Annotated in this window: 13 protein-coding genes; 2 read left to right on the top strand and 11 right to left on the bottom strand. The window is 63.2% G+C overall.

Translation table 11 applies throughout. The features are described 5' to 3' along the window. The first annotated feature begins 36 nt into the window (after positions 1-36). On the top strand, positions 37-807 hold the full coding sequence (locus tag ACMGG8_RS10650) for a MipA/OmpV family protein (RefSeq protein WP_060840815.1): 771 nt from the start codon (positions 37-39) through the stop codon (positions 805-807). A gap of 103 nt (positions 808-910) precedes the next feature. Beyond that, positions 911-1777, top strand: coding sequence for a fatty acid desaturase family protein (locus ACMGG8_RS10655; protein ID WP_060844477.1), 867 nt, complete (start codon positions 911-913; stop codon positions 1775-1777). A 360-nt stretch (positions 1778-2137) separates the two neighbouring features. Here ACMGG8_RS10655 and ACMGG8_RS10660 read toward each other — a convergent pair whose 3' ends face one another. The 11 genes from ACMGG8_RS10660 to glpD all read right to left on the bottom strand — a co-directional run bounded on the left by ACMGG8_RS10660 (position 2138) and on the right by glpD (position 12900). Next, positions 2138-2539, bottom strand: coding sequence for an EamA family transporter (locus ACMGG8_RS10660; protein ID WP_016964655.1), 402 nt, complete (start codon positions 2537-2539; stop codon positions 2138-2140). A gap of 31 nt (positions 2540-2570) precedes the next feature. Beyond that, complete coding sequence (locus ACMGG8_RS10665) at positions 2571-2945, bottom strand: EamA family transporter (protein WP_060840813.1); 375 nt, start codon at positions 2943-2945, stop codon at positions 2571-2573. Continuing rightward, complete coding sequence (locus ACMGG8_RS10670; protein WP_060840812.1) at positions 2942-3862, bottom strand: arginase; 921 nt, start codon at positions 3860-3862, stop codon at positions 2942-2944. Before ACMGG8_RS10670 ends, ACMGG8_RS10665 begins: the two co-directional genes overlap by 4 nt. A 166-nt stretch (positions 3863-4028) precedes the next feature. Next, positions 4029-4358 carry a GlpM family protein gene (locus ACMGG8_RS10675; RefSeq protein WP_414159930.1) on the bottom strand — a complete coding sequence of 110 codons (330 nt, stop codon included), beginning with the start codon at positions 4356-4358 and terminating at the stop codon, positions 4029-4031. A gap of 26 nt (positions 4359-4384) precedes the next feature. Next, entirely contained in the window at positions 4385-5710 is a 1326-nt protein-coding gene (locus ACMGG8_RS10680; protein ID WP_414159563.1) for a sigma-54-dependent transcriptional regulator, read from the bottom strand. Continuing rightward, positions 5707-7608: a sensor histidine kinase gene (locus tag ACMGG8_RS10685; protein WP_060840810.1), complete on the bottom strand. Its 1902-nt coding sequence runs from the start codon at positions 7606-7608 to the stop codon at positions 5707-5709. Before ACMGG8_RS10685 ends, ACMGG8_RS10680 begins: the two co-directional genes overlap by 4 nt. Positions 7609-7740: 132 nt before the next feature. Beyond that, positions 7741-8475, bottom strand: a complete 735-nt coding sequence (locus ACMGG8_RS10690; RefSeq protein ID WP_016964662.1) for an amino acid ABC transporter ATP-binding protein — start codon at positions 8473-8475, stop codon at positions 7741-7743. Further along, positions 8472-9143, bottom strand: coding sequence for an amino acid ABC transporter permease (locus ACMGG8_RS10695; protein ID WP_011063127.1), 672 nt, complete (start codon positions 9141-9143; stop codon positions 8472-8474). The genes ACMGG8_RS10690 and ACMGG8_RS10695 overlap by 4 nt, the downstream gene beginning before the upstream one ends. Next, positions 9143-9889, bottom strand: a complete 747-nt coding sequence (locus ACMGG8_RS10700) for an amino acid ABC transporter permease (protein ID WP_011063126.1) — start codon at positions 9887-9889, stop codon at positions 9143-9145. Before ACMGG8_RS10700 ends, ACMGG8_RS10695 begins: the two co-directional genes overlap by 1 nt. Positions 9890-10081: 192 nt before the next feature. Continuing rightward, on the bottom strand, positions 10082-10996 hold the full coding sequence (locus ACMGG8_RS10705; RefSeq protein WP_060840809.1) for a glutamate/aspartate ABC transporter substrate-binding protein: 915 nt from the start codon (positions 10994-10996) through the stop codon (positions 10082-10084). Positions 10997-11361: 365 nt separating this feature from the next. Next, the gene (gene glpD, locus ACMGG8_RS10710; protein WP_414159564.1) at positions 11362-12900 is read right to left on the bottom strand and encodes a glycerol-3-phosphate dehydrogenase; all 1539 of its coding nucleotides are present in this window, start codon (positions 12898-12900) and stop codon (positions 11362-11364) included. Between the last annotated feature and the right edge of the window lie 236 nt (positions 12901-13136).

A 13136-nucleotide genomic window follows, 5' to 3' on the forward strand; every position in this document is an offset into this window, starting at 1 on the left:
ATTGATGCGCGGCTGTTCAGACAAGGAAACTCACTCATGCCTAGGCTTTCTCTCCCCGCCATACTGGCCGGCCTGCTGTCGCTGGGCGCGGCCATGGGCGCCGCCGCCGACTCCGGTATCACCGGTGAACTGGGACTTGGCCTCGGCTACCAGCCCCACGACCCGACCGGCAGCAGTTACGACACGGTGCCGCTGCCTTATATGGATCTGGAATGGGGCGATGTCAGCCTGAGCACCGATGACGGCCTGACCTGGAGCGCCTTCAAGGGCAATGGCTTGAGCATCGGTCCCTACGTCAACTACCTGCAGGGGCGCAACGCCGACGGCAAGCTGCGCGGCTTGCGGGACGTGCGCGACATGGCCGATATCGGCGGTTTCATTGAATACGCTCCGGATGACTTCTGGCGGGTGTTCGCCACCGTCGGCCAGGCGGTCGGCGGTGCCGGCGGCCAGGGCGGCCTGCTGGGCAAGCTCGGTGGCGAGATCGGCTATCCCCTGGGCATGGGCATCATTGGCAGCAACGAACTGACCCTGCACTTTGCCGACGACCGTCAGGCCAATACCTTCTATGGCGTCAGCGCCAAAGAGTCCCTGGCCTCCGGTATCGATCGCTACAACGCCGGCGGTGGCATGCAGAACTTCACCCTGAGCCAGAGCTTCCAGTTCCCCCTGGGGGACAACTGGTCTCTGGTGGCCAGTGCCAGCTGGATCCGTCTGGTCAACTCCGCCGCGGACAGCTCCATCGTTCGCGATCGGGGCGAGGTCAACCAGGGCCAGGTGCAGACCGCCATCAGCTACAAGTTCTGAAGCGCGCCACCGCAGGCCGCACCCCGGCCTGCGGTGGCCCCGGTGAAAACTGGTCTGGCCTTTGCAAAGGCGGTCATGAATTCAATTTCTCAGGAAGTTCTTCATGGCTCGACCCGCCTACCGTCTGCTTGCCCATTCCCTCTGGGACCTGATCCCGATTGTCATGGCCCTGGCGCATTTCGCCTTTGTCCTGTGGCTGGTGCTGGACTTTCACGCCCTGTCCTGGTGGGTCATTCTCCCGGCGGCGCTGCTGTATGCGGTCAGCCTGTCGTGGAGCATCAACAGCATTTCCCACAATCAGATCCATAACGCCTACTTCACCCCGGGGTGGATGAACCGGGCCTTCGACCTGCTGCTGTCGGTGACCATCGGTTTTTCCCAGACCCTTTACCGCGACATCCACAACCGTCACCACCGTGGCAACTCCGATCGGCCGGATGCCCAGGGCAAGACCGTGGATCCGCTGTCGATCTACCTGCACGGCAAGCATGGCCAGCCGGACAATCCCTGGGCTTACACCTTCCTGAGCTTCTTTCGCGACGATCCCAAGGAGATCTACCAGGACATGCAGCGCAAGCGGCCTGACGATGCGCGCTGGGTGAAGGTGGAAATCGGCGTCACCGTGGCGTTCTACCTGGCCCTGGCGCTGTATGACTGGCACGCGGTACTGGTGCTGCTGCCGTTCTGGTACCTGGGGCAATCGCTGTCGTCCCTCAATGGCTACTACGAGCACCTGGGCGGCAACCCCGACCTGCCGATTGCCTGGGGCGTGAGTTCCTACAGCCCGCTGTACAACCTGATCTGGATGAACAACGGCTACCACGCCGAGCATCACTACCGGCCGAAGATGCACTGGACCAAGGTCAAGGCCTTCCACCGCGAGATTCGCGAGCAGCAGCGCGCGGCGGGGGTGAAAGTGATTCCCGTGTCCCACGGCCTGGGCTTCCTGGTAGCCCACCGCAAGGCCTGAGGGCAAGATCGCCTTCGCCGGCAAGCCGGCTCCTACCAAGGCACTACGCCAATCCCCCGCCGTAGGAGCTGGCTTGCCAGCGAAGGGGCCCGCAAGATCGCCTTCGCCGGCAAGCCGGCTCCTACCAGGGCTCGACGCCAATCCCCCCGCCGTAGGAGCTGGCTTGCCAGCGAAGGGGCCCGCAAGATCGCCTTCGTCGGCAAGCCGTCTCCTACCAAGGCACTACGCCAATCCCTCCGCCGTAGGAGCTGGCTTGCCAGCGAAGGGGCCCGCAAGATCGCCTTCGCCGGCAAGCCGGCTCCTACCAGGGCACGACGCCAATCCCCCGCCGTAGGCGCTGGTTTGGCAGCGAAGGGGCCTTCAGGCCTCTTCGCCCTCCGCCAGCAGGGCAATCCCGCCGATGATCACGAAGACGCCGATCCAGTGCAGCAGGCTGATCTGTTCGCCCAGGCCCAGCCACGACCCCAGCAGGACCACCACGAACACCAGGGAACTCAAGGGGAAGGCCAGGGACAGGCTGCTGCGACGCAGGATCAGCATCCACACGAAAAACGCGCCGATGTAGCAGGCAATCGCCAGCAGCACACCCGGATTGACCGCCACGGCCGCCAGCCATTGCAGGTTGAAATCCATCTGCCCCAGCTGATCGCCGCCGACCTTGGTGGCGATCTGCCCGGCGCTCTCGAAGCCGATCAGCAGGGCCCAGAGCACGATGGTGCCCAGACGCTCGTGCAGCCAGCCGTGGGAGGTGTTCGAACTCATGAAGCGTTTCCTTCTATTCGTTGAATGAGGCTCAGGTACTGGCCACGCACACCAGCATCACCCCGGCGGTGATCACCAGGGTGCCCAGCCAGCGCCGGCGGCTGACGGTCTCGCCCAGCACCACCTTGCCCGCCAGTACCACGCCGCAATAGGCCAGGGCCGCAGCCGGGAACAACAGGCTCAGGGGCGCCCGGGACAGGGCTTCGAGCCAGACGAAGAACTCGATGGCGTAGGCGCCGATGCCGCACCACAGCAGGGGCGCGTTGAACACCTGGCCCCAGAAGGCATTCAGGCGAAAGCCGCCTTCCAGCTCCGGCAGGCGGTCGAGGCCGAGCTTGAAACAGAGTTGGCCGATCACGTCCAGGAGGATCGAAAAGGCCACCAGCAGAACAACGGTCAGGGTCACGGGAACAGCTCCTCGAACAGCGAAATCAGGGCTTCATTGGTCACCGAGTTGCGCAGCAGGTCGTCCTGGCTCCAGCGTTCGGCCGGGGGCTGGTCGGACTTGGCTTCCCAGCGTTTGAAGGCGTTGCTGAAGGCCGGTTTGGCGAACTCGCCGCAGACGTCGATGCCCAGGATGCGCTTGCGCGCCGCCAGTGCCCGCAGTGCCTGCAGCAGGTGGGTCAGGCGCATGCCGCCCTGGTCCCAGTTGGTGGCGGCGTCTTCGCTGGCCAGCACGTCCTTGTCGATGGTGATCCACACCGCTTCGGTGGGCAGGCTGTCGATCATCTGCGCGAGGAAGGCGGCCCAGTCCAGGTCCGCCAGGTTGCGCCAGTGCAGGAGGTTTTCCTGCTGTTGATGCCCGGCGCCGTCGCCGACCCGGCCCCAGACCTTGGACGGCGCGTGCTGCCAGGGAAACAGCTGCAGTTTGCCGTGCTTCAGGGCGCCGAGGTTGCCGCCGCGCAGTTGCGGATTATGCAAATCTTCGCTGCAAGGGCCCAAGGTGACGATGCGCTGGATATTCGGCAGTTGCAGCGCCCGGTTGACCCAGGAGCCGCAGTGCCGGCGCGGGGCGAAGCGTACCCAGTCGGGGTGGTTGTCGAAGTGGATCAGGCTCACCGGCTCTTTGAGGTCGCCGAGAAAGGCCGGGGTCAGGTGGTGATAGTCACCGGAGCCGACGAAGAAGATTTCCGGCTGCGGGCCGCTGTGCCGGGGGCGTTGGCCCAGGCGCTCGGTGAAGTGGCGGTAGGTGCGTTCGGTGGACCAGAGGCGCAGCTTGGGGCCCAGGTCCAGCAGGTCCAGGCGTCGTGCCTGGCCGCTGTTCAGGCGCCGGACAATGGGCTCCTGGGCGGTCAGGCTGTGGTCGAGATCTAAGATATTCAAGGTGTTCTTTACCCATGGCAGCGCCCTCCAGAAACTGCGTGATAACGCGCAGACGCAGGCTGGACGGGCTTTACCGGGTAAATGCAAGGGTCGGGCCAGGGTGGCCGGCGACAGACCGCGGCGCCGGCTTCGCGAGCAAGCTCGCTCCTACAGAAAGGGCAGGGCCTCAGGCGTGGAGGCGGACCCAGACGCTGACCAGGATCGTCGCGGCTATCAGCCAGGCCACGGCGGCCACCGCCAGGGACGCTTCCAGGCGCAGGCGGTCAACCATCACATACAGGGTCGCCAGGTAAACGAAGTAGGGAATGATCGACCACATGCCGAACAGGATGGTGGTCTTCAGGTCGTCGAGCGAGCGGCCCTTGGCGACGATGTAGTGGGCGATCAGGGCAAAGGTCGGGAACAGCGGCACCAGCCCGGCGATGTAGTAGTTCCGGGTCTTGGCCAGGGCCGCCAGAATCACCACCACCGCCGCGCCCAGGGCGGCCTTCAACAATAGATCCATAAGTCCTCGCGCTGGGGTCAGTGGTTCAGGCCGTACTTCTTGACCTTGTCGAACAGGGTGGTCTTGGCCATACCCAGCTCCTGGCTGGCCTGGGTCAGGTTGCCGCCGCTGCGCTGCAAGGCGTCGTTCAGCAGGTTGCGTTCGAAGGCTTCCACCGCCTCGGCAAAACCCAGGCCCTGGGCTGCGCTGCCGCCGGTCTTCTTGAACGTCGGCAGGCCCAGGGCGAAGCGCTCGGCGACGTTGCGCAGTTCGCGCACGTTGCCCGGCCAGTCGTGGCTCATCAGGCTCGATAGGGTCTGGTTGTCCAGCTCCGGCACGGCGCGGTCGAAGCGCAGGGACGACTGCTGCAGAAAGTGTTCGAACAGTTGCAGGATGTCCTCGCGGCGCTCGCGCAGGGGCGGCAGTTCCAGGGTCACCACGTTGAGGCGGTAGTACAGGTCGCTGCGAAATGCCTTGGCCCGGCTCAGCTCGTCCAGGTCCGACTTGGTGGCGGCGATCACCCGGCAATCCACGGCCACGCTCTGGTTTGAACCCAGGCGTTCCAGGGTGCGCTCCTGCAATACCCGCAGCAGCTTGATCTGCAGGTTGATCGGCATGCTTTCCACTTCATCGAGGAACAGGGTGCCCTGGTGAGCGTGCTCGATCTTGCCGATCCGGCGTTTGCCGGCGCCGGTGAAGGCGTTGGCCTCGTGGCCGAAAATCTCGCTTTCGAACAGGTTCTCCGGCAAGCCGCCGCAGTTCAAGGCGACGAACTGTTGCGGGTGGCGGCGGCTGAAGTCGTGCAGGCAGCGGGCGACCAGTTCCTTGCCGGTGCCGGTTTCGCCTTCGATCAGCACGTTGGCCGACGTATCGGCGACGTTGGCGATCAATTCCCGCAGGTTCTGCATGGCCGGCGAGCGCCCGATGATCCGGCCTTCCAGGGAACTGCGTTCGGCCAGTTGGCGGCGCAGGGAGGTCACTTCCCGGGCCAGGCCTCGCTGCTCCAGGGCGCGGCGGGCCACGTCCACCAGGCGCTCGGGAGAAAAGGGTTTTTCCATGAAGTCGTAGGCGCCTTTCTGCATGGCGCCGACGGCCATGGAGATGTCGCCGTGGCCGGTGATCAGCACCACCGGCAGGCTGCGATCCCGGGCCTTGAGTTGGGTCAGCAGTTCCAGGCCATCGATGCCCGGCAGGCGGATGTCACTGACCACGATGCCGGGAAAGTTGTCGCCGACCTGGGCCAGGGCCTCTTCGGCGCTGCCCACGCCAATGCAGGGGATGTCTTCCAGGGCCAGGGCCTGCTGGCAACCCAGCAGGACATGGGGATCGTCTTCGACGATCAGCACGGTCAGCTCGTTGTTCATATCGACTCGGCTTGAGTGGGGCTTGCCAGGGGCAAGCTGAGGACAAAGGCGGTGCCGCCGCTTGCCGGATGTTCCACCCCCAGGCTGCCGCCGGTGGCGGCGGCGAGGCTGGCGGACAGGGTCAGGCCCAGGCCCAGGCCCTGCTCGCCGGGTTTGGTGGTGAAGAAGGGTTCGAACAGATGCTTGCGCGCCTCGGGATCGATGCCGTGGCCGTTGTCGCGTACCCGCAGACGGTACTTGCCGTCGCCGGGTTCGCCTTCCAGCCACAATTCCGGCGCCGGCTGTGCCTGCATGGCGTCCAGGGCATTGCCGATCAGGTTGACCAGGATCTGCTCCAGGCGGGTCTGGTCGATCTGCAGGGTCTGTTCGCTGAAGTCGCGGTGCAGTTGCAGGGGCAGGGGTTCGATGCGGGCGTTGAGGATCTGCAGGGCGGCGTCCACCGCCTTGTCCAGGCTGGCCTGGCCCTGGTCGTCGCCGCGGCGGGCGAAGGCGCGCAGGCTGGCGGTGATGCGGCCCATGCGGTCGATCAGTTCGTTGATGGTCTTGAGGTTGGCGCTGGCGGTGTCCAGGGCGCCGCGCTCAAGAAAGCGCACGGTGTTGCCGGACAGGGTGCGCAGCGCCGCCAGGGGCTGGTTGAGCTCGTGGGCGATGCTGGTGGACATCTGGCCGATGGCTGCCAGCTTGCCGGCCTGGACCAGCTCGTCCTGGGCCCGGCGCAGGGTTTCCTCGGCCTGGCGGCGTTCGCGGATCTGGCTCTTGAGCCGCTCGTTGCTGGCCCGCAGGTCCGCGGTGCGCTCGGTGATTCGGCGCTCCAGCTGGCTGTTGGCTTCCTGCAGGGCTTCACGGGCGGCCAGGCGCGTGGCGATGACCTTGCGCCGCTCGTTCCAGGCGATCAGCAAGAACGCCACCAGGGCAAACGCCACGGCCACCAGGATGCCCTGGTTGATGGCTTCGCGGCGCAGGTCCTGCAAGGGGGTGAGCAGGGTGAAATTCCACGGGGTGTCGCTCAGGGGGCGGGTCTGGGACAGGTAGCTGATGGCCTTGCCGTCGGACTCGAGTTCGGTGTTGGCGGGGAAGGTCAGTTTCTCCACGCCTTCGGCCAGGCGTTCCCGGGCCAGGGGTTCGAGTTCGTTGAGCGGGAACCAGTAGTACTGCAGGCTGCGGGCCAGGCGCTCCTTGGTGTCGTCGCTCAGGGGGAGGACCGACTTGAGACGCCGCGCCGGGTCGCTGGAGAGGATGATGATGCCGTTCTCGTCGCTGACGAAGGCTTCCAGACGGGCGCGCTGCCAGCGCTCCTCCAGGGCTTCCAGGCGCACCTTGACCACCGCCACGCCAATGATCTTGCCGTGTTCTTCCAGGCCGTGGGCCAGGTAGTAGCCGGGTTCGCCGTTGGTGCTGCCGATGCCGTAGAAGCGTCCGGGCTGGCCGCGCACGGCGTTCTGGAAGTAGGCGCGAAACGACAGGTCCTCACCCAGGTAGCTGTCGACGTCGCGCCAGTTGCTGGTGGCCAGTACCCGGCCGGTGGTGTCCATGACATAGATGGCCCGGCTGCGACTGCGGCGGTTCAGGCCTTCGAGGTATTGATTGACGGTCTGCCGGTGTTCCGGCGAGGGATCGTCCAGCAAGCGCGAGACACTGGATTCCAGTTCCAGCAGGCTGGGCAGATAGGTGTATTTGCTGATCTCGCTTTCTACGGCGCGGGCGTGCAGCTCCAGCTGGCGTTCGCCATTTTCGCTGAGGGTGCGGATGCCGTTGTGTTCGCTGACCCAGAAGCCGATGTAGCCCAGGCCGATCATCAGCAGGATGACCAGTGGCGGCAGGAACAGTTGGCGGATCAGACGGGGTTTCACGGCAAGTGATGGCGGCGCGGCGCGATAGAGAGTGGGGTCGCATTTCATCACAGATGCCTTGGGTCAACCACTGTGCGGTGTCCATAGGAGCCGGCCGGCCGGCGAAGAGGGCGACCCTGGCGATAGGGGAGCCAGGTGCGTTCCCTTCGCCGGTCAGCCGGCTCCTACAGAAGCACAGGTTTAGTGCTGCAGGATCTTCTCGAGGAAGTGCTGGGCACGTTCGGAGCGGGCGCTGATGTCGCCGAAGAATTCCTCTTTCTGGCAGTCTTCGATGATCTGGCCCTTGTCCATGAAAATCACTCGGTTGGCTACTTTGCGGGCAAAGCCCATTTCGTGGGTCACGCACATCATGGTCATGCCTTCCTGGGCCAGTTGCACCATGACGTCCAGCACTTCATTGACCATTTCCGGGTCCAGGGCCGAGGTCGGTTCGTCGAACAGCATGACGATCGGGTCCATGGCCAGGGCGCGGGCGATGGCCACGCGCTGTTGCTGGCCGCCGGACAGTTGGCCCGGGTGCTTGTGGGCGTGGGCGGCGAGGCCGACGCGGTCCAGCAGTTGCAGGCCTTTCTTGGTGGCCTCTTCCTTGCTGCGACCCAGGACCTTGATCTGCGCGATGGTCAGGTTCTCGGTGATGGTCAGGTGCGGGAACAGTTCGAAATGCTGGAACACCATGCCCACGCGGGAGCGCAGTTTCGGCAGGTTGGTCTTGGGGTCGGCGATGGAGGTGCCGTCGACCACGATGTCGCCCTTCTGGAAGGGTTCCAGGGCGTTGACGCACTTGATCAGGGTCGACTTGCCGGAGCCGGACGGCCCGCAGACCACCACCACTTCACCCTTCTTGACCTCGGTGCTGCAATCAGTCAGCACCTGGAAGTCCCCATACCACTTGTTGATGTTCTTGATAGAGATCATACGGCGAACCTTTTTTGCAGACGCTTGACCAGCAGCGAGGCGGCAAAGCTGATTGTGAAATAGACCAGACCAGCGATGATCAGGAATTCATTGGAGCGGCCGATGATGTCGCCGCTGGAACGCGAGGCGTTGAGGAAGTCCACCAGGCCCACGGTGTACACCAGGGAGGTGTCCTGGAACAGGATGATGCTCTGCTGCAGCAGCAAAGGGGTCATCTTGCGGAACGCCTGGGGCAGGATGATCAGGCGCATGGTCTGGCCATAGCTCATGCCCAGTGCCTGGGCGGCGCCCATCTGGCCCTTGGGAATGGACTGCACGCCGGCGCGGACGATTTCGCAGAAGTACGCCGCTTCGAACATCATGAAGGCCACGATGCACGAGGTGAAGGCGCCGATCGGGGTGTCTTCGCCGGTGATCCAGCGCAGTACGAAAGGCACCGCCAGGTAGAACCAGGTGATCACCAGCAGCAGCGGGATCGAGCGGAAGTAGTTGACGTAGGCACCGGCCAGGTTCGACAGCAGCTTGTTGTGGGACAAGCGCATCAGGGCCAGCAAGGTGCCGAGGATGATCCCGCCGACCACGCCCATGACCATCAGCTTGAGGGTCATCAGCATGCCGTTCCACAGGCCGGGAATGGCCGGGATGATGCCCGAGAAGTCGAATTCCATTATTTACCCCCCACGGAGATCAGGCCGGGGACCGAGACTTTTTTCTCTACCAGGCGCATCAGCAGCATCAGGCTCATGTTCAAGGTGAAGTAGATCAGGGTGGCCAGGGTGAAGGCCTCGAACAGGTTGGCCGAGAACTCGGCGGTCTGTTTGGTCTGGGCCAGCAGCTCCATCAGGCCGATCAGGGAGGCCACCGAGGAGTTCTTGAAGACGTTGAGAAATTCCGAGGTGAGCGGCGGAATGATGATCCGGTAGGCCTGGGGCAGCAGCACGTTCCAGTAGATCTGCGGCAGCGAGAAGCCCATGGCTCGGGCGGCGGATTCCTGGCCGCGGGGCAGCGCCTGGATACCGGTACGTACCTGTTCGCAGACTCGGGCTGCGGTGAACAGGCCCAGGCACACGACAACGCTCAGGTAGGCCGAGGTGGTCGGGTTGAGGTCCTGCTTGTACCACTCCTGAAGGTTTTCCGGCAGCAGGTCGGGTACCAGGAAGTACCAGATGAACAGCTGCACCAGCAGCGGCACGTTACGGAAGATCTCCACGTAGACGGTGGCGATGCCCGACACCAGACGGTTCGGCACGGTACGCATGACGCCCAGGATCGACCCCAGCAGCAGCGCGATGATCCAGGCCACCACGGCGATGGCGATGGTCCAGCCCAGGCCGCTGATGAACCAGTCGAGATAGGTCTCGCTGCCCACGCCGGTGGACTTGAAGAACACGCCCCAGTCCCAGTTGTAATTCATTAGGGTTACCCCTCAGATCGTTCGATGTACAAGCACCCGCCTGGGGACGTCCGTTCCCACCCGGCCAGGAAGGCCAGGCACACGCGATCGGCTCGACAACCACCGGTTCGAGTGTTTCCAAAAAAATGCCAGCAGGTAGTGACAGACTCCCGAAGGGGCGGCGCCCCCTCAGGAGATAAGGTTAGTCAGGAATCAGGACTTTTTATCGTCAGCCGCTTTGTCGGTCGGGTTGGCGATCAGGGCCTTGAGCTCGTCGCTCATTGGGAACATCAGGTTCAGGCCTTTTGGCGGAATCGGCGATTGGAACCACTTGTCGTAGATCTTGTTGATTTCGCCAGACTTGTAGGTGGCAACGATGGCGTCGTCCACGGCTTTCTTGAACGGGGCATCGCCCTTGCGCACCATGCAGCCGTAGATTTCGTAGGACTGCGGGGTACCGGTCACGGCCCAGTCGGTGGGCTTCTTGGCCTTGGCCATTTCACCGGCCAGCAACGCGTCGTCCATCATGAAGGCGACGGCACGACCCGATTCCAGCATCTGGAACGACTCACCGTGGTCCTTGGCGGAGATCACGTTCATACCCATTTGCTTGTCGGCGTTCATGGCCTTGAGGATGCGCTCGGACGTGGTACCGGCGGTGGTCACCACGTTCTTGCCTTTCAGATCAGCGAAATCCTTGTAGGTCGAGTCCTTTTTGGACAGCAGACGGGTACCGATTTCGAAGATGCCGACCGAGAAGTCGACCTGTTGCTGGCGCTCGACGTTGTTGGTGGTGGAGCCGCACTCGACGTCCACGGTGCCGTTCTGCACCAGCGGAATACGGGTCTGGGAGGTTACCAGGTTGTACTTGACCTTCAGGTCAGGCATGTCGAGGTCTTTCTTGATCGCTTCGACGATTTTCAGCTGGATGTCGTGGGAGTAGCCCACTGGCACGCCAGAAGCGTCAGCGATGTAGGAAAACGGGATGGAAGCGTCGCGATGTCCGAGGGTGATGGTGCCGGACTCTTTGATTTTCTTCAGTGTGCCGGTGAGCTCGGCAGCGAAAACTGGAGTGCTAATCAGAGCGGCAGCGATAGCTGCGCCCAACAGATGGGGAACGATGCGCATCAATATTTCCTCGACATTTGTTTTTTTTATGAAGCCAGTTCGACGGCTCTTTTATACAGCGAATGCCTTGACGGCTCCTGGTGTGTTGGCACGACAGGCATTCGTCGCACAGTGTAGAGCATGAGTCGTGCCAGACCCATTGATCGTGCTCAAGTCATTGATTTTAAAGGTCATAAAAATTTATTGAGGTATAAATTTCCGTGCTTTTATCCGGTTATCCGAATGCCTTTCGGTCGGCCATTCGGAAAACCGAACGCGATGCTTTGCTGTGGGGAGGGGCGGCGAGTCGAGGCGAGCGGCTGCGATGCACCACAAAAAAAGCCCCTGGGCCTTCCGGCGCAGGGGCTTGGCGTGATCCATGGCGTTCAGGCCGCCTTGATCTTGCCGCGATTGTCCTCGACCTTTTGCAGATAATCCTGCAACTGCCGTTGTTCGGCGGCGGTGGTGAACAGGCCCAGCTTGCTTCGGCGCCAGAGAATATCCTCGGCCTTCAGTGCCCATTCCTCGGCACACAGATAATCCACTTCGCGGGTGTACAGGCCGCCCCCCAGGTGTTCACCCAGGTCGTTGAGGCTGTGCACGCCTTCCAGCAGGCGCCAGGTGCGGCTGCCATAGGTGGTGGCCCAGCGGCGGGCGATCTGGCTGGGCACCCAGTCGAATTTCTTGCGGATGGCTTCCGCCAGGGCTTGCGGCGTGCTCATGTGCTCGCCGCCGGGCAGGGTGGCCTGGGCGGTCCAGCTCGGCTTGGCCTGCTTGAAGTAGGGCGCCAGTTGCGCCATGGCCGATTCCGCCAGCTTGCGGTAGGTGGTCAGCTTGCCGCCGAACACTGACAGCAGCGGAGCTTCCTCGCCAGTGCCGGAAAGGGCCAAGGTGTAGTCGCGAGTCACGGCCGAAGGGTTGTCGGATTCGTCGTTGCAGAGCGGGCGAACACCGGAGTAGCTGTGCAGGATATCGTCGCGGCTGAGCTGCTTCTTGAAGTGCGCGTTGACTACCTGCAGCAGGTAATCGGTTTCGCCTTCGGTGATTGCGACCTTGGCCGGGTCACCGGTGTATTCACGGTCGGTGGTGCCGATCAGGGTGAACTGATCGAGGTAGGGAATGGTGAAGACAATGCGCTGGTCTTCGTTCTGCAGGATGTGCGCGTGCTCGCCCTCGTACAGCTTGGGCACGATCAGGTGGCTGCCCTGGATCAGGCGGATGCCGTAAGGCGATTCCAGTTTCAGGTCATCCTTGATGAACTTGGCGACCCAGGGGCCGGCCGCGTTCACCAGGGCCTTGGCGGTGATGGAGAACAGGCTGCCGTCGGCCCGCTCCAGTTCCAGTTGCCACAGGCCCTTGCTGCGTCGGGCGCTGATGCAGCGGGTCTGGGTATGCACATGGGCGCCGTGCTCGCGGGCGGCCATGGCGTTGAGCACCACCAGGCGGGCGTCGTCGACCCAGCAGTCGGAGTATTCGAAGCCTTTGCTGATCTCGGCTTTCAGCGCGCTGTCGGCGCCGAATTTCAGGCTGCGGGAACCGGCGAGCTTCTCCCGCTTGCCCAGGTGGTCATACAGGAACAGACCGGCGCGAATCATCCAGGCCGGGCGCAGGTGGGGCCGGTGCGGCAGGACAAAACGCATGGGCTTGACGATATGCGGCGCCTTGGCCAGGAGTACTTCACGCTCGGCCAGGGCTTCGCGTACCAGGCGGAACTCGTAATGTTCGAGGTAGCGCAGGCCACCGTGGATCAGCTTGCTGCTGGCCGACGAAGTGTGGCTGGCCAGATCGTCCTTTTCGCAAAGGAACACGGACAAGCCGCGACCTGCCGCGTCCGCGGCAATTCCAACACCATTGATCCCACCGCCAATGACGGCGATATCGTAAACCTCGGAGAGAGGGCGCGCGGGCAAGGTAGAAGTGGGCATCGACGGGCCTCGTGTTGCTTTGGTATTTGAATTCGAACATTAATGTTCATTTTCGAAAATACTAGCGCATAAAGACCCACGCATCCAGCGCACTTCGATTGAAAAAACTGATCGAAACAGCTTTGGAAGATGGTTTTCGAACATTGTCAGGCGATTGATGCCGCGATTGCCCCGCGCCCGGAGGGGCGGGTCACTGATGCAGGTGCGCGAGGGCGCTATCGAGCCAGCCGTGGGCC

Source organism: Pseudomonas sp. BNK-45 (assembly GCF_047456255.1).
Taxonomy (GTDB): domain Bacteria; phylum Pseudomonadota; class Gammaproteobacteria; order Pseudomonadales; family Pseudomonadaceae; genus Aquipseudomonas.